Genomic DNA, 16,017 nt, shown 5'->3' with positions numbered 1-16,017 from the left:
GCGGGACTCCTTGTCAAAGGAACCCTCTATTCATCCATTGAATGCGAGTGATCATGTCCCTAATCAAATTGATGCGGCGTATGTCTCCGTTGATCGTCCTCGGTGCCGTGATGAGCAGTGCTTACGCGTTGCCGCCGCAGTCGGTGGCGCCCGTGAAGTTGCCGCACGGCGGGCGCGGTGTCGACGGTCCGTTCTTTCCTGCCACGCGGGCGGCGCCGGTGCTGCCGTCGACCGGCGCGACGCTGCAGCAGCAGGCGCAGCAGCGCGTCGACGCGCGACTCGGCGCCAATACGGTGCTGAGCAACGGCGCGGCGGTAACGAAGGCGCAGGCGCAGAGCAGCGGTCTGGGCTTCGTGTCGAAGCACTTCGACGAGATCGATGCGAAGCACACCGGCCGTGTGACGATGAGCGATGTGCGGCAGTTCATCCAGCAACGGCAGGTGCAGGCGCAGCAGGAACAGCAGGACGAGTGACGTAGCAGGCAGGGCGGCGGCCGGTGCACGATGCGCGCCGGCCGCCGGTTGAACACGGCGGGATGCGGGCATTGCCGAGAACGCGACGTTCCGGGGCAACGACGACTGTGTCGACGGGGCGGCGCGACTATCGCGCGAACCGCTCCTGCGTCGCGCTGCCGTACACGGCATGGATCGAGCCGGCCAGCATCGCGAGAATCAGGCCGATGCTGATGGCCACGCGATAGACGCTGGTGATGTCGACGTAGTGCTGCAGGCCGGGCACGCCGATCTGCACATAGATCCAGCCGACCAGCGGCACGATCGCGTAGAAGCTCGGCAGCGCCAGCACGCAGAGGATCGAGAACAGGCTCCATTCCTTGACGAGCGCGTCGCGCCCGCGCATCACGCCCCACAGCAGCAGCGCCGCGAAAAACAGTTCGAACGAACCGTTCATCTGGAACGGCGTGCCGCCCGATGACGTCGTCGCGGTCGGGCTGCCCAGCAACTGCCCCCAGTACAGCAACGCGGCACCGTTCACGGCGCTCAGCACGGCCGTCGCGGCGGCGAGCGGCCGCATCCGCTGCGGTTGCGGCTTGCCGCCGAAGGCGGCGCGGAGCAGGGCCGGCGCCAGCGCGCACACGCCGATCGCGCTCAGCGCGTAGATCCACCGCGAGACCGGCGCCGCACCGAGCACGCTGCTCTGGAACGCGGCGAGGCCGGCGGGAATCCAGCGCTTGCCGGCTTCGAACCGGTCGAGCCCCGGCGCCACCAGGTAATGGTCGGCCACGATGACGAGGCCGGCGATGCAGAGTGCCGACAGCACGGGCACGCCGATCCTGGCCGCGGCTTGCGTCCACGCGGGCGGCAGCGCCGGCTTCGCGTGGGCCGCCGCCGGGCGGGCCTTCTGGAACCACCGGTTCATGCACAGCAGCAGATAGCCGAACAGCATGCATTGCGCGATCAGCACTGCCACCGCCGCAAAGTTCGACGTGTTCTGGTCGACGTCCGGATAGACCATGCCGGCCCAGATCCAGTCGATGCGCGTGAAGGGCGCGGTCAGCAGGAATCCGTAATTGATCGCCATGTAGGCCTGATGCTGCGCGATGTCCCGGCGCACCAGATGGTAGATCGACATCCACAGCGACGCCGTCACGCCCAGCGCGAGGAACCACAGGCCGGTGGCGAACGTCAGCGTGTCGTACATCATCGCGACGGGCGTGCGCACCATGTAGGTCATCGCGCCGATCATCGCGATCTGCGACGAGACCATGTAGATCACGCCGGCCGTGCGATGCCAGCGCGGATGGTCGCGGCGCAGCGCCGGCCAGAACTGCAGTGCGCCGAGCAGCATGCACGTGCCGCCCATGATGTTGTGCAGCGACAGGATGACGATGTTGGCCTTCGACATCTGCGCGTAGTAGAGCACGGTGTCGTAGAAGCCGTTCTCTCCGAACATGAGGCGCGCCGACGTCAAGCGGGCCGCGATCCAGATGAACGGATCGTCGGTGCCGAGGACCTGGCTCCACGCCGGATTGCCGCCGGCCGTCGACAGCGCACGCAGTTGCTCGCGCGCATGCAGCAGGCTGTCGCCGGAGATCGCGCCGAAATTGGCCTGTCCGGTGGCGATCGCGATCAGGCCGTACAGGATGGTGACCCCGGCGAACAGCAGGAACGTCGCGGTCGCCCACGATCGCAGGCGTCCGCTTGCGGCCTCGCCGGGCGGGGCCGCGCTTGTCGCGGGGGTTCCGATTGCATTCGGTCGTGTCATTGTTGTTTCTCCCTGTCTCGTTCGTGTCGTGGACGACGCACTCAAAGCCATGCCATGCCTTGCCGGACCGAGTCGTGCGCGTGCTCGGTCAGCGGATCGCCGTGCGCCAGCGCGACGCGCTCGAACGGCCATTCCAGCAGCCTGTCGACGCAGGCGCGGGCCACGCGTCGATCCCGGTACACCACGCGCAGCAGCGGATGCCAGCCGACGTGGCCCAGGAGGCCGCCCATGCGCAGGTAATGGCGGGTCAGCCAGTGCGGCGACTGGTGGAAGTTCTCGACCAGGTCGCAGGCAATCAGCGTGCGCGTGGCCGGGTGGTAGAACACCGTTTCGCCCAGCAGGCAGCCTTCGATCGTCAGCAGTTCCAGATCGCCTCGCCACTCCGGATGCGGCGTATCGGTCAGCACTGCGCCGAAGTGCAGGTCCCGGCGTTTGCGGTGCAGCGCGGCCGGGCCATGCAGCACCGCATGCGGATACGCAGCCGCGGCCTCGCCGGCATAGGTGTGGTGAAACAGGTTCGGGCAGACGAGATGCGCGACTTCCCCGAGCGCGTCGAGGTCGGCGCGCAGCCGGCTGTCCAGCGGCACCGGCGAATGCAGCAACAGCCGGCCCGACGACAGCCGGATGACGGTCATGCGCGTGCCGACGTGCAGGCCTATGAAAGAATGGGCGGCCGACACCGTCCAGATATCCTTCGCCAGGGATTCGAGTGCAGACATCGCCAGATCCGACAATGTTTGGGTTGCAAACATTGTTGACCGTTACATTGAACACTGTCAAATGAGTGAAAACCCCCGGAATCGCAAGGCGAGCTACCACCACGGCAATCTGCGGCAGGCCGTGCTGGATCTGGCCCTGACAACGCTGGCGCAGTCCAGCGCACATGAATTGAGCGTGCGGAATCTGGCGACGCAACTCGGCGTGTCGGACTCCGCCGTCTATCGCCACTTCGTCAACAAGGATGCGCTGCTGCTGGCGCTGGTGGTCGAGGGGTTCCGGCGCCTGACCGAGGCGCAGGTCGACGCGTTCGCCGCCGGGATCGCGCGCGGCGCGTCGGCACGCGACGCGTTTCGCGCCGGCGGCCTGGCCTACGTGAAGTTCGCCCGCGCCCACGCCGAACTGTTCCGGCTCATGTTCGGCGGCTTCACGGATCCGCAGCAGGACAACGGCGAACTCGCGCGCGCCCGCCGCGAAAACAGCGACGTGACGGCGGAAGCGATCCGGCGAATGATCGGGCCGCTCGCCGATGACGCACAGCTACGGACGTACAGCGTCGGGGTGCGCAGCTTCGTGCACGGTTTCGCGATGCTGTGGATCGACGGTCACCTGGACGGCGACGAAACCGATATCGAGGCACTGGCGGAATCCGCACTCGCATTCTCGATGGACGCGCTGCCGGCCGTCGAGCGTCGCGGGTAGAGCGGATCGGGTGGATCGGGCGGGCGCGGCAGGAACAGCAGGACGCGGCGTAACGGGCCGCGCGCCGGCCGCCGGACCGCAACCCGGCGTTCAGATGGCGTGGCGCGCGTAGCGTCGAGCCGTGGCCGACGGCAATTCGCCGAACATCGCGCGATAGTCCTGCGCGAAGCTGCTCAGGTGCCAGAAGCCCCATTTGGTGGCGGCGGACGTCACGGATTCGCCGAGCCGCAGCTCGCGGCGTGCGTGATTCAGGCGGACGGCTCGCAGGTACGCGATGGGATTCAGGTTGAGCGCTTCGTGGAACGCGTACTGCGCGGTACGCCGGCTGATGCCGAGCTGCACGCACAGTTCGGCGATCGACAGCGGGCAGGTCGACGCATCCTGCAGCCGCTCCTGCACGGCGTTGACGAGCGACCAGTGCTTCGTCGGGCGCGCGGCTTGCGCGCCGGCCTCGGGCGCGGTGGCCGTCAGCACCTCGGAGATCGCGTACAGCACGGTGCGCTCCAGCAGTTCGATCCGGTCCTGCGTCGTCACGTCTGCGATGGCGGTACTTTTCGCCGCGGCGGCCAGTGTCCGGCGCAGCAGGTCGCGCAGGTTGTCCGCGACATAGGTGGCCATCGGAATCAGCGGCGCGAGGGGGCGTGCGCGCAGCGACGCGGCAACCGTGCGCATCGCCTCGGTCGACAGCTTGCCGGGTTCGATTTCGACGTTCACGAGCAGGTGCCGGTCGGGCGAGTAGAACTCGAATTCCGGCAGGCTCGAGAACACGTGCAGGCTGTCGCGCCCGCTCTTCTCGCCGCACATGCGCGCATGGCCTTCCAGCTCCAGCGGCACGGCCACGGCGATCCGGTCCGACGGCACCGCGCCGCGCTGCAGGATGACCTTGTCGAGATCCTCGACCAGCAGCTTGATGCCGCCCAGCGACACGATCGATGACGAGCCGTGAAACAGGCCGCCCGAGATCTGCGTGTAATTCAGGTCCCAGCCTTCGAACGAGCGCGCCTGTTCCTCCACGTCGGTGAACGCGCAGAACGCCACCGTTCGCGCGAACAGCGGGGCGCCAGAGAAATCGCTCGGGTGGGCAGACGGCGTCATCGGGGCGGGAGGAGTGGGCCGGGTCGAATCATTGTAGCCGCACGGCGGGCCGGTCAAAAAGCGCCGCCTCGTGGAAACCCTCGCTTGCCGAAATCCGATAGTGGAAAGCGTTTCGGCACCCTACCTTTGGCATGAATACGATGCAACGGCCGGGCGCCCGGGGACGTCCCCCGGCACGCGAACGAGGACCAGCCGCCCGCCGGCATGCGCGCGCTGCCGGGCGCCTGAGCGGACCTGAAAGAGGCGTACCCGCGCGCGTCGTGTTTTACCGAGCGGCTCGGCAGGGCGGTGGGGCGGGGGGGCGGTGGGGCGGCCATCCGCCATCCGCCATCCGCCAACCCGCCGAGCCATGCCGACAACGCACCGTGGTGCCTATCTGGAGAGACGTTGATGGAACTTCCCCGTGGCGGATTCTGGAGAAACTGGGTCGGCAATCAGTCGTGCGTGGCCGCGCACCTGGCGTCGCCGGCCAGCGAGGCCGAGATCGCGGAGCTGGTGCACACCGCGACGCGGCAAGGCAAGCATGTCCGGTGCTCGGGGTCGGGGCACTCGTTTACGCCCGTCGTCGCGACGAGCGGCCTGCTGCTGTCGCTGCAGGATTACCAGGGCATCGTGGATGTCGATCAGGGCCGCAAGCGCGTGACGGTGAAGGCCGGTACCAAACTGAATGCGGTGACGCGCCACCTGAAGGAGGTCGGCCTGTCGCTCGTCAACCAGGGCGACATCGATTCGCAGGCGATCGCCGGCGCGCTCGCCACCGGCACGCACGGCACCGGGACGACGCTCGCCAACCTGTCGTCGCAGGTCGTCGGGATGCGCATCGTGCGGCCCGACGGCTCGATCATGACAGTGAGCGACCGGCAGGACCTCGACCTGCTGCACGCGACCCAGGTGAACATCGGGATGTTCGGCGTGGTGTCGGAGCTGACGCTGCAGGTGACCGATGCGTTCTGGCTGCACGACCGCGTGTGGCGCGAGGACTTCGAAGCGTTGATGGAGCAGTACGACGAGCTGGCCGCGAAGCATCGGCATTTCGGCTTCTTCTGGTGCCCGACGTCCGCCAGCCGCGATCTCTACTGCCTGCCCGACACCGGCAAGGTGTCGAACTCGAAGAAGGACTACGACGTGTGCGAGATCAAGGTGATGGATGTCACCGACGAACGCACCTTCTACGAAGGCGAGCACGAGAAGATCGCGTACAGCTCCGAGGTGTACGCGATCCACTACGTGCCGAACTTCCACGAACTCGAGTACGCGGTGCCCGCGCAACACGGCAAGGAAGCGCTGCGCCGGGTGCGCGACCTCATCCTCACGAAACACCGCGACTGCATTTTCCCGGTCGAGTACCGCTTCACGAAGGGCGATCCGGCGTGGATCAGCCCGTTCAACCACCAGGACAGCGTCACCATTTCATGCTCGGGCGGCCCGAACGGCGTCGACTACTGGCCGTTCCTGAAGGACGTCGACACGATCCTGCGCGACTACGGCTCGCGTCCGCACTGGGGCAAGCTGCATTTCACGAACCGCGACGACGTGGACCGCTGGTTCCCCAAGGCCGAAGCGTTCCGCGCATTGCGCCGCAGTGTGGACCCCGAAGGCTATTTCCTCAACGATCACCTGCGGACGCTGTTCAGTTAAGCAGACCGAACGAACCAGACTGGAGAACGACACATGAATGTCAAGATTGACGGCCGCCTGGCCGGCAAGGTCGCCATCGTGAGCGGCGGCGCCGGTGGCTGCGGCGGCGCGGCGTCCGAACTGTTCGCCGCACAGGGCGCGAAGGTCGCGATCATCGACCGCGACGGCGACGCAGCCGAAACGCTCGCGTCCCGGCTGCGCGATGCGGGGCTGCTGGCGATCGGCCTCGGCGCCGACGTGTCGAAGCAGGCGGAGGTGCGGCAGGCCGTCGACGCGGCGCGGCAGCAGTACGGCAACGCGGACATCCTGTTCAATCATGCCGGCACGCTGATCGTCAAACCGTTCCTCGACATCGAGGAGTCGGAATGGGACTGGCTGATGGGCGTGAACGTGAAGAGCATGTTCCTGATGACGCAGGCGGTGCTGCCGCAGATGCTGGAGAAGGGGCGCGGCAGCATCGTCTGCACGTCGTCGATTTCCGCGGTCTGCGCGACGCCGGGCGAGGTGCTGTACGACGCGACCAAGGGCGCATGCCACATGTTCGCGCGGGCGATTGCGGTCGAGTATCGCGATCGCGGCATTCGTTGCAACGCGCTCGCGCCGGGGTTCATCCGCACGCCGCACGGGATGCGCGAACTCAAGGATCTGCAGGCGATGGGTGTCGATGCGACCGAAGCGGCGATCGCGATTCAGCAAGGCCGGCTGTGCGAGCCGTCGGAAGTCGCGGCGGCCGCGCTGTTCCTCGCTTCCGACGAGTCGAGTTTCGTCAACGGCACCCATCTGTTCGTCGACAACTGTTTCTCGGCCGTCTGATCTGCGAGGTTCGCGGGTTCGGCTTCGACGCTACGCGACATGCGACGCTAATCGTGCTGGCCAAGGCGAAAGACGCTGCGCAATTCGTCGTGGTTGTGGACGTTGAGCTTGCGGTAGATCTTTCGCACGTGATCGACGACGGTGCTGTCGCGCAGCGCGAGGCAGCGCGCTATTGCGGTTTGCGAGTGGCCGAGGACGAGTAGCGAGCAGAGCTGCCGTTGCCGTTCCGTCAGACCGAACTCGAAACCGAGACGTTCGATTTCCAGTTCGTGCGGGAGGAAATGCTCGATGTAGATCACGATCGCCTGTTCGCAGTGCATTGCGCTCGCGTGCGCAAAGCGATACGCCTTGAACTGGAAGCGGCCGGCCGCATTGCGGCGTTCCATTGTGGCGGGTGCCACCGGGAGGCCGCACCAGATGCGATTGACATTCGTCAGCAGCGGCGCAAGCCAGTTCGGAAAGCAGTCGCGACGATAGAACGCAAGCGGTTCGCCGGATGCGAGCGCCAGCATTCTGGTGCTGTCCTCGCTCTGCAGCAGGAGCTTCCCGGTGTTGTCGATGACCATGATCGCCGACTGGCTGCCTTCCGCTTCGCGCAGTGGCTGATGGTTCGGGCACGAAAGCGCATGCGCGATATGTCGCGCGAAGGGCGCGATGTCCCGATGATTTTTTTCCGAGAACGGGCGACTGCCGGGCGCGCGGCACAATTTCAGGCTTCCCCAGCCACGGGTGCCATCGGTCGCCGTCAACTCGAGACAATGTCGCATGCCGACCGGCCGCCACAGCTCCGCATACATTGCACTTTCCAGCAGTGCTGCGTCGTAACGGGCGCTGTTTTCGAATCCGCGGCCGCGGCGCATCGCATCCGAGAACGTGAGCCCGAGCACTTCCTGTTTTTCGGTGTTGTGGACGTCGGCAAAGTAGGTGGGCAGGACTTGATAGACGGCGTCGTTTTCGCTGTATACGTCCGACACGGCGTAGTGCTCGTCGGTATAGAAGAACATGCCCCAATCGGCGCCCACGATGCGCCGCGTCGCTTCAACCACATGAGGAATGACAAGGCGCGGTTCGATGCCAAACGAACACAGTCGCCGGATGTGGCCCGCTAGCGCGACATATTTGTCGGACATGGTGCATCCCTTGACCTGCGACGGGCTTGCATGCGACGGCGGCGCAACGCGGGCCGCCCGAGCCTTGCGCCTACGGTGTCCAGTCTAGGTCGGCAAGTCGACGAATTCCACAATTGCCCCCTCGTCAGGGGGCGTTAAACCGGCGGGCTGATTTCTATCATTAATCCATTCCTGCTGGTTGCCCTGCCTGGTGCGCAGTGGCTCGAAGCGCGAGATCCGCCCGGTCGCGGGAGCGCTGCAGGCACGTTCGATCCGCGTTGCGGCACGATGCGCAGGCAAACGCATGCACGAGGCCGCAGCGAGGCAATATCGCGCATTCGGATGCGAATGCGCTGGCCCGGGGGAAGTCACTGGAGGACGCGAAGGTCGCTCGATGGAACCTCGAACGTGCGAAGCCGACGATGGCTGGCGCGACGCAGTGGAATGCTCGCGATTCGCGAGGCGCGGCGCATGCCGTCAGCAGGGCCGACGTTGTCGCATCGGCGAGGTGTGTCGAATCGCGCGGACGGCCGGATCCCGGCTCCGTTCGCGCGCACGAGTCGCAATGTCTTTTCATATGAGGTGCCACGATGAAGACGGTTTATAAGGCGGCGCTGGCCGCCGTGTGCGTGCTGGGTGCGGCCGGGCTTGCCCGTGCGGACGGCGGAGCCGACGAGAGCCCCGGCACACCCTCGGATGCCGCGATCAGCGCCACCGCAGTAGGCTCCATGCCCAGTGCCGGGTCGCAGGCGGGCGGCCCCGCAGTGATCACGCGCGCTCAGGTGAAGGAGGAACTGATGCGCGCGCGGAAGTCGGGCGAGCTCGAGCGGATGAATCAGTTCTACGGCGGCGGGCAATAGGGGCGTGTGACGAACCGGCGCGGCCGCCCGGACCATCGGTGGCCGCGTGGTTGGTGCCGGGGTTGCATGCGAGGACTTTTGTGAGCGGCAACGCGACCCTCGCGACGATCACGGCCATGGCCGTCAGGCGAGTGATCGACGGCCCGAAGCGTTGGATTGCCGGATCGAGGTCGTTCCGCATCGATGTCGAAAGAAACCGACTCGCGGCATCAAGCCAGCGAGTCGGTTTTTCAGTGTGCCTGATGATGCTTCAGACAGACGGATCGACGTTCGCCTCGAGTTCGCGGATGCGATCGAGATTGCGCGTGTCCTTCAGCACCGGCGGCCCCGCGAACGAGTTGCGCACGCCGAAGCCGTACCAGATCACCATCAGCACCGCGACGAAACCGACCAGCACGTACAGCACCTTCTCGTTCGGCGGCTGGATGCCGACATACGCGAGCACACAGGCGCCGACCAGCGCGAGCAACGCACACGGCTTCGACCAGATCCCCAGTTGAAACGGGCCCTTGTCGGTCCACGTACGGCCTTCGGCCAGCATCCCGGAGCCAATCGGCATCGCATATGAGATGAACAGGAACACCGCGCTGCCGGCGCTCAGCACCGAGAACGCGTCGCCGTACAGCGTGACGACGATCGCGAGCACCGCACACGTCCAGATCGCGGGCCCGGGCGTCCGGTGGGCCGGGCTTACGCTGCGCAGCAGCTTCGATGCCGGCAGCCCGCCGTCGCGCGCGAATGCATACACCATCCGCGACGTCGACATGATCGCCGCGAGCCCGCACACGTAGTTGATGAAGAACATCGCGAGTTCCAGGCTGACGCGCAGCGTCTTCGGAATCGGCGCGAGGATCGCTTCGAAGAAGCCCGTGCCCTGCTTCATGCTGGCGGTCAGGTCGGGCATCACCAGCACGAACGCGCACACCATCACGTAGCCGAACACCGCGGACCAGAACACCGAGCCGATGATGCCGCGCGGCACGTTCCTGGCCGCGTCATGCGTCTCTTCGGACGTGTGGGCGGAAGCATCGAAGCCGGTGATCGTGTAGGTCACGAGCAGCAGGCCGGACAGGAACGCGAGCGGCGTGGCCTGCTTCGGCCATGCACCGCCATCGACGCCGGTGAAGTTGGTGAACGTCACCAGCCGATGCACATCGAATGCGACCGGCGAGTAGTAGAGCAGCGACACCACCAGCGCGATCGTCACCACGAAAATGAGGTAGCCCGACAGGTCGGTGATCTTGCTCGCGATCTTGATGCCGCGTGCATTCAGGATCGCCTGCGAGATCGTGATGAACGCGATGAACCCTGTCTGGTGCCACCAGGTCAGGCTGTCCGGACTGACACCGAACATCGGCGCGATCAGCGTCTTGAAGAACGGGTCGTAGGTGCCGAAATTGATCGCGGCGATCACGAAGATGAGCCCGATCAGGTTGAGCCACGCCGTCATCCACCCCCACTTCTTGCCGCCGAGGATCGCGCCCCAGTGATAGAGGCCGCCGGCCGTCGGAAACGCGGACGCGATTTGCGACATCGACACGGCGACGATCAGCGCGAACAGCGAGCCCAATGGCCAGCCGAGGCCGACCGACGCGCCGCCGGTGGCGGAAAACGCGAGCTGGAACGCGGTAATGCCGCCCGACAGGATGCAGATCACCGAAAACGACACGGCGAAGTTCGAGAAACCGCTCATACGTCTCGACAGTTCCTGCGCATAGCCCATCTTGTGCAGCAGGCTTACGTCACTGTCGGTGCCTGAATCAGGCTGGAATTTTGCATCCATGGTCGCTCCGTCACGAATGTCCTGCGTGGCAGGACCGTCATCGCCGCCCGGGCCGTGCAATCCGGCCCGCTCCTGGGATTCGTCGGCGGCTCGCGATGCCGGGGTCGAGCGGCAATCGCTTTCCAGTCCGATGCGTGAACGGTATGAAATCAAATCTCCCGGCTCTATCAGATTTCGGCAACGTAGTGAAAATCCGGAGGGATGCACCATTCGAGGGCGGTGGGCGTCGGGCTGGGGGCTGGGGGCTTGGGGCGGCGGCGGTCGCGGGAAGCGCGAACGTTGACGCGCGAACGTTGACGCGCGAACGGTGACACGCGAGCCCGCGTGGCGGCGGGTTGCGTCAACGGCGGGCGATCCGTCTGCGTGGCCGGCCGGCTGGCGACCTACGCGATCTGCGGCCTGTCGGGTTGTACGCCGAAGCGTGCGCGATAGTCGCGCGGCGAAACGCCGACCTGCTTCGCGAACGCGCGCTGCAACGCGTCGACGCTGCCGAACCCTGACCGCTCGGCGATGCGTTCGAGCGGCCAGTCGGCCCGCTCGAGCAGCGCCTTCGCGCGCTCGACGCGTGCCGCCAGGACGAACTGCGCGGGCGATCGCCCGGTTTCCTTGAGGAAGTTGCGTGCAAACGTGCGTTCGCTCATGTGCATCCGTGCGGCCAGCGCGGCGACGCCGAGATCGCCGGTCGGATCGTCGGCGATCCCGGTGAGCAGCGTCCGCATGCGCGGCGTCGCGTTGGCCTGGATATCGAGCCCGACACTGAACTGCGCCTGTCCGCCGGGACGGTGCACGAACAGCACGAGTTCGCGTGCGACCGCGAGCGCGGTCGGCGCACCGCAGTCCGCCTCGACGAGTGCAAGACACAGATCGATGCCGGCCGTTACGCCGGCCGACGTATGAAACGGCGGATCGCTCACGTAGATCGCGTCCGGTTCGATCCGCGCGTCGGGGCAGAGTGCTTGCAGCGTCGAACACTGGTTCCAGTGCGTGGTCGCGCGCTTGCCGTCCAGCCATCCGCCCGCGGCGAGCACGAACGCCCCCGTGCAGATGCTCGCGATTCGCCGCGTGTTGGCGATGCGTGCGCGCAGCCACGGCAGCACGCCGGCTTCCGACGCGGCGTGTCGCAGCGCCGCTTCATCGCCGCCGCCGACGACGATCGTGTCGATCCGTCCCGGCAGTGCCGCCAGCGCGGCCGTACCGGCAAGGCGCAGGCCCGCGTGCGTGACGATGTCGCCCCCGTGTTGCGACGCGAGCGTGAGCCGGTACGGCACCGCGTGGACGGGAAGGTGGCGGTTCGCGACCGCGAACACTTCCATCGGGCCCGTGATGTCGAGCGACTGGACGCCTTCGAAGCCGACGACAACGATGTCGCGTGCCGAACAGGTTGACTGGGACATGGCGGAAAGTGCGGTGGAGTTGTCCTTGTGACCGCGAGCATGATCCTTGTAATTTTCCGGACGTGCAATCGACTGATGCGGGTGAATGATGCGGGTACGGAAGACAGGCGTGGCAGTGCTGTTCGTGGGCGCGATGCTGGGTGCGTGCGCAGCGGGGCGGCCGGCACCGGTGAGGGCGGAGGACGCACTGCCGGTCGCCGGCGCGCTGACGATCGGCGCGCCGAAGGCGGGCCGCGGGCGGCCGCTCGTGGCGATCGTCGCGGACAACGCTGGAACGGAGACGACCGATTTCATCGTTCCGTACGCGATTCTGAAGACGTCCGGTGTGGCTGATGTCGTCGCCGTGTCGGCCGACGCAGGCGAGGTCGAACTGATGCCCGCGCTGCGCATGCTGGCCGACACGACCTTCGACCGCTTCGACGCGACCGTTCCCGCCGGGGCGGATGTCGTGATCGTACCCGCGCTGCACCGCGCCGACCGGCCGGCGGTGCTGGCGTGGTTGCGCAAGCAGGCCATTGCCGGCGCGACGATGGTGGCGATCTGCGATGGCGCGGAAGTCCTCGCGAACGCAGGCCTGCTTCAGCATCGCACGGCGACGTCCCACTGGTATTCGCGCGACGGCCTGCGTCGCCGCTTTGCCGGGACGACGTGGGTCGACGATCGCCGCTATGTGATGGACCGCGACGTCATGACGACGACCGGCGTGTCGGCGTCGATTCCCGCTTCGCTGGCATTGGTGAGTGCGCTGGCCGGGCCGGCAGCGGCGCGCGAGACTGCGCGGAGCATCGGCGCGCAGGCATGGAGCGACGTTCACGACGGTAGCCGGTTCGCGTTGACTGCGCGTTCGATCGCGGTCGCGTTGACGAACCGCCTCGCGTTCTGGCGGCACGAGACGTTCGATCTTCCGGTCGAAGGCGGGTTTGACGAGCTTCCGGTTGCATTGACCGCCGACGCATGGGCGCGGACCTGGCGCAGTGACGTCGTCGCGACGGCAGACGCGCGCGTGATCGAGTCGAGGCACGGGCTGCGGTTGCTGGCGCAGCCGGCGAATGTCCGTCACGCGCGCGTGACGATACCGGCAGGGCGGCGTGGCGAGTCGGTGCTTCCGGGGGTACTCGGAGACATCGCGGCGCGCTACGGCAACGCGACATCGGGCTGGGTCGCACTGCAACTGGAGTACCCGGAGTAGCGGGCGTCGTGCGCGCTTACTTCACCAACCCTGCGAGCTGGGGATCGGGATAGGGCAGGAGGTCTCGCGACTCGGTGGGCTCGGCCACCCATTTCTTCCCGTTCCAGTGAAAATCGGCCTGCGTTTCCGACCCGTGGCCGTTCGAGCGGATGGCCACGGTGCAGGCGGCCTGGCCCGGGTAAGTCGGGTGTTTGGCGCCGATGCAGGACCCGAGAAACACCATGACGTCGCCGAGGCCGAATCGCTCCTGCATCGCGTAGGTCGCGTCGAGGTCCGAGAGCCGGTCCGGTACCGGCGTCGCGTCACACGCAGCGACGCTCGCGGCAAGCAGCAGCACGGCGGCCCGGCTGGCCCGCCGCCGGTTGCACGGGCTGTCGGCAGACGGTGCGTCAGCGTCGGCGCGCTTCCACGCGCGGGAATGTGACGGGCAGGGCATTGAGGTTTCGGGGGACGGACACGACGGCCATTGTGCCGGATTTCACCGGCACCCGGGCTTGCCCGATCGAAGCCTGATCGTGTGCCGCTTTCCTGGCGGTGAAGTCGCGGCGTGGGGATTCAGGATGCGCGACGGGAGTCGCGTCGAGTTCGATCCGGGTGAATCTGCACTGCTGACGTTCTCGACGCCACTGCCCGGCAGCGCATCGAAGCATCGGCGCTTCAGCTTCGCACGCGAACGCGGGGCGGTGCCGCGTCACGCGGCGGTGCGCGGGTTCAGGCCGAGACCGGGGCCGTGCGCCGGGCGGACAGACGATTCCACAGCATGCCGGCCCGGCTGCCGCTTCCGCAGTACGCGAGCACCGGCTTCTGCAGTGTATCGATCAGCGCACCGAATGCATCGACTTCCGCATCGCCGATGCGGTCGCGCTCGACCGGCAGGTAGCGCGCTTCGAGGCCCAGTTCGCGGGCCGCCGCGGCGATCTCGTCGAACGCCGGCTGGTCGACGCCTTCGCCGTCGGGCCGGTTGCAGATCACCGAGCGGAAGCCGGCATTGCGGATCGCCTTCAGGTCGGCCGGCGTGATCTGCCGCGAAGCGGAAAACCCGCTCGCGGCCGTCGCGCGACACTGCTCGATCGCCTGGCGGAAACAGGCGATCGCGAAATCGACGTCCTGTTCCGTCGTAAAGCGGCCGAAGCTCACGCGCACGGTGCGGCTCGCCGTTTCCGCATCGAGGCCCATCGCGGTCAGCACGTGCGACGGTGCACCGCTGGCCGAGTTGCACGCGGAGGTCGACGACACGGCAAGCGCTTCGTCGAGCATGAACGGGAAGAAGCCGGGTGCATTGACCGTCAGGCTCAGCGTATGCGGGATGCGGCGCGCCGTGGCCGCGTTCTGCGTGACATCGCCGAGCGCGGCCAGCGCGCTCGTCAGGCGCGCGGCGAGCGCCGCGATCCGTGCGGCTTCGCCGTCGAGCTTTTCCGCGGCCAGTTCGCATGCCACGCCCATGCCGACGATCTGATGCGTCGCGAGCGTGCCCGAGCGCAGGCCGCGCTCGTGCCCGCCGCCGTGAATCTGAGGCGCGATCCGGGCCGCGATGTCGCGGCGGACGAACAGCGCGCCGATGCCCTTCGGGCCGTACACCTTGTGCGCGGACATCGACAGCATGTCGATGCCGAGCGCGCGCACGTCGATCGGCGTCTTGCCGAGCGCCTGCGCGGCGTCGACGTGGAGCAGCGCGCCCGCGGCATGCACGACGCGGGAGATGGCGCCGATGTCGGTGAGCGTGCCGAGCTCGTTGTTCACGAGCATCAGCGACACGAGGCCCGTATCGGGGCCGATGGCGGCAGCGACGGCGTCGGCGGTGATCTCGCCGTCGCGCGTGGGTGTCAGGAACGTGACCGACATGCCGTGCTTCGACAGGTTCGCCATCGTGTCGAGAATGGCCTTGTGCTCGATGCGGCTCGTGAGCAGGTGGCGCTGGTCGGTCGCGTTTTCCGCATAGCCCTTCAGCGCGAGGTTGTTCGATTCGGTGGCCCCCGACGCCCAGACGATCTCGTCGGCATCCGCGCCGATCAGCGCGGCGACTTGCGCACGTGCCTGTTCGACCTTGTCTTTCGCCAGCCGGCCGGCGGCGTGCGAGCTCGATGCGGGATTGCCGAAGATGCCGTCGAAGCCGAGGCAGGCGGTCATCGCTTCGATCACGCGGGGATCGGCGGGCGTCGTGGCCGCGTAGTCGAGGTAGTGCAGCGTGGTGGGTTGGCTCATGTCCGTCTCTTGCTCTGTTCTTTCAGAATGGGAGAAATGATACGGGGGGCAGGAGGGAAAAAGGATCCAAAGTTGGTCGCTGATACCGCTTTATATGGAATAACGTTTTCTTCATATGTGGAATGGGGGAAATTGTTTCCATGCGAGTCCGGCAGGGCGCAGCCGCCCTCGAACGCGGGGCCGGGCCCGCTGCGGATGCAGCGCGGGGGGGGGGGAATCGCCCCTGTCTATGAGGGAATCCCCCCGAGCAACGTGCGTGAACGCCACTTCAACGCCGCGGCCATTCGCGCCG

The 16,017-nt window shown here is 66.8% G+C and carries 14 protein-coding genes; 6 read left to right on the top strand and 8 right to left on the bottom strand.

The features are described from left to right. Window positions 1-41: 41 nt before the first annotated feature. A complete protein-coding gene (locus HAV18_RS09805) occupies window positions 42-473 on the top strand; it encodes a 2-oxoglutarate dehydrogenase (RefSeq protein ID WP_166955090.1) in 432 nt (143 codons plus the stop codon). 127 nt (window positions 474-600) lie between these two features. On the opposite strand, the gene HAV18_RS09800 is transcribed toward HAV18_RS09805, so the two are convergent. Beyond that, a complete protein-coding gene (locus HAV18_RS09800; protein WP_166955088.1) occupies window positions 601-2,223 on the bottom strand; it encodes a DUF2306 domain-containing protein in 1,623 nt (540 codons plus the stop codon). Window positions 2,224-2,264: 41 nt separating this feature from the next. Continuing rightward, entirely contained in the window at window positions 2,265-2,858 is a 594-nt protein-coding gene (locus HAV18_RS09795) for a DUF4336 domain-containing protein (protein WP_243771591.1), read from the bottom strand. Window positions 2,859-2,880: 22 nt separating this feature from the next. On the opposite strand from HAV18_RS09795, the gene HAV18_RS09790 reads away from it, so the two are divergent. Beyond that, entirely contained in the window at window positions 2,881-3,642 is a 762-nt protein-coding gene (locus HAV18_RS09790) for a TetR/AcrR family transcriptional regulator (protein ID WP_166955084.1), read from the top strand. 90 nt (window positions 3,643-3,732) lie between these two features. Here the strand turns inward: HAV18_RS09790 and HAV18_RS09785 are convergent, their stop codons facing one another. Further along, the gene (locus HAV18_RS09785; RefSeq protein ID WP_166955082.1) at window positions 3,733-4,737 is read right to left on the bottom strand and encodes a helix-turn-helix domain-containing protein; all 1,005 of its coding nucleotides are present in this window, start codon (window positions 4,735-4,737) and stop codon (window positions 3,733-3,735) included. 390 nt (window positions 4,738-5,127) lie between these two features. Between HAV18_RS09785 and HAV18_RS09780 the strand changes: the two genes are divergently transcribed. Together HAV18_RS09780 and HAV18_RS09775 are read left to right on the top strand one after the other, a co-directional pair. Then, entirely contained in the window at window positions 5,128-6,375 is a 1,248-nt protein-coding gene (locus tag HAV18_RS09780) for a D-arabinono-1,4-lactone oxidase (protein ID WP_166955080.1), read from the top strand. Window positions 6,376-6,408: 33 nt separating this feature from the next. Next, window positions 6,409-7,188: an SDR family NAD(P)-dependent oxidoreductase gene (locus HAV18_RS09775; protein ID WP_208101895.1), complete on the top strand. Its 780-nt coding sequence runs from the start codon at window positions 6,409-6,411 to the stop codon at window positions 7,186-7,188. Window positions 7,189-7,235: 47 nt separating this feature from the next. Here the strand turns inward: HAV18_RS09775 and HAV18_RS09770 are convergent, their stop codons facing one another. Then, on the bottom strand, window positions 7,236-8,318 hold the full coding sequence (locus HAV18_RS09770) for a LuxR C-terminal-related transcriptional regulator (protein WP_166955078.1): 1,083 nt from the start codon (window positions 8,316-8,318) through the stop codon (window positions 7,236-7,238). Between the two features lie 569 nt (window positions 8,319-8,887). Here HAV18_RS09770 and HAV18_RS09765 point away from each other — a divergent pair. After that, entirely contained in the window at window positions 8,888-9,157 is a 270-nt protein-coding gene (locus tag HAV18_RS09765) for a DUF4148 domain-containing protein (RefSeq protein ID WP_166955076.1), read from the top strand. 250 nt (window positions 9,158-9,407) lie between these two features. On the opposite strand, the gene HAV18_RS09760 is transcribed toward HAV18_RS09765, so the two are convergent. Both HAV18_RS09760 and HAV18_RS09755 read right to left on the bottom strand, forming a co-directional pair. Next, window positions 9,408-10,940, bottom strand: a complete 1,533-nt coding sequence (locus HAV18_RS09760; protein ID WP_166955074.1) for an amino acid permease — start codon at window positions 10,938-10,940, stop codon at window positions 9,408-9,410. Window positions 10,941-11,323: 383 nt separating this feature from the next. Continuing rightward, a complete protein-coding gene (locus tag HAV18_RS09755; RefSeq protein WP_166955072.1) occupies window positions 11,324-12,334 on the bottom strand; it encodes a GlxA family transcriptional regulator in 1,011 nt (336 codons plus the stop codon). An 88-nt stretch (window positions 12,335-12,422) separates the two neighbouring features. Here HAV18_RS09755 and HAV18_RS09750 point away from each other — a divergent pair, with 88 nt between their 5' ends. Further along, the gene (locus tag HAV18_RS09750; protein WP_166956718.1) at window positions 12,423-13,523 is read left to right on the top strand and encodes a DJ-1/PfpI family protein; all 1,101 of its coding nucleotides are present in this window, start codon (window positions 12,423-12,425) and stop codon (window positions 13,521-13,523) included. 16 nt (window positions 13,524-13,539) lie between these two features. On the opposite strand, the gene HAV18_RS09745 is transcribed toward HAV18_RS09750, so the two are convergent. Together HAV18_RS09745 and HAV18_RS09740 are read right to left on the bottom strand one after the other, a co-directional pair. Then, window positions 13,540-13,860, bottom strand: a complete 321-nt coding sequence (locus HAV18_RS09745; protein WP_243771590.1) for a hypothetical protein — start codon at window positions 13,858-13,860, stop codon at window positions 13,540-13,542. Window positions 13,861-14,234: 374 nt separating this feature from the next. Beyond that, entirely contained in the window at window positions 14,235-15,725 is a 1,491-nt protein-coding gene (locus HAV18_RS09740) for an aminotransferase class V-fold PLP-dependent enzyme (protein ID WP_166955067.1), read from the bottom strand. Window positions 15,726-16,017: the final 292 nt, after the last annotated feature.

Origin of the sequence: Burkholderia sp. D-99 (genome assembly GCF_011605345.1) — a bacterium.
Classification (GTDB): Bacteria; Pseudomonadota; Gammaproteobacteria; order Burkholderiales; family Burkholderiaceae; genus Burkholderia.
This window is presented reverse-complemented; position numbering and strand designations above follow the sequence as displayed.

Coding starts and splice junctions, on each gene's coding strand:
- HAV18_RS09755 (WP_166955072.1), bottom strand. CDS start 12,334: ATGTCCCAGTCAACCTGTTCGGCACGCGACATCGTTGTCGTCGGCTTC.
- HAV18_RS09750 (WP_166956718.1), top strand. CDS start 12,423: ATGCGGGTACGGAAGACAGGCGTGGCAGTGCTGTTCGTGGGCGCGATG.
- HAV18_RS09775 (WP_208101895.1), top strand. CDS start 6,409: ATGAATGTCAAGATTGACGGCCGCCTGGCCGGCAAGGTCGCCATCGTG.
- HAV18_RS09795 (WP_243771591.1), bottom strand. CDS start 2,858: ATGACCGTCATCCGGCTGTCGTCGGGCCGGCTGTTGCTGCATTCGCCG.
- HAV18_RS09780 (WP_166955080.1), top strand. CDS start 5,128: ATGGAACTTCCCCGTGGCGGATTCTGGAGAAACTGGGTCGGCAATCAG.
- HAV18_RS09805 (WP_166955090.1), top strand. CDS start 42: ATGCGAGTGATCATGTCCCTAATCAAATTGATGCGGCGTATGTCTCCG.
- HAV18_RS09800 (WP_166955088.1), bottom strand. CDS start 2,223: ATGACACGACCGAATGCAATCGGAACCCCCGCGACAAGCGCGGCCCCG.
- HAV18_RS09760 (WP_166955074.1), bottom strand. CDS start 10,940: ATGGATGCAAAATTCCAGCCTGATTCAGGCACCGACAGTGACGTAAGC.
- HAV18_RS09765 (WP_166955076.1), top strand. CDS start 8,888: ATGAAGACGGTTTATAAGGCGGCGCTGGCCGCCGTGTGCGTGCTGGGT.
- HAV18_RS09740 (WP_166955067.1), bottom strand. CDS start 15,725: ATGAGCCAACCCACCACGCTGCACTACCTCGACTACGCGGCCACGACG.
- HAV18_RS09790 (WP_166955084.1), top strand. CDS start 2,881: ATGAAAGAATGGGCGGCCGACACCGTCCAGATATCCTTCGCCAGGGAT.
- HAV18_RS09785 (WP_166955082.1), bottom strand. CDS start 4,737: ATGACGCCGTCTGCCCACCCGAGCGATTTCTCTGGCGCCCCGCTGTTC.
- HAV18_RS09770 (WP_166955078.1), bottom strand. CDS start 8,318: ATGTCCGACAAATATGTCGCGCTAGCGGGCCACATCCGGCGACTGTGT.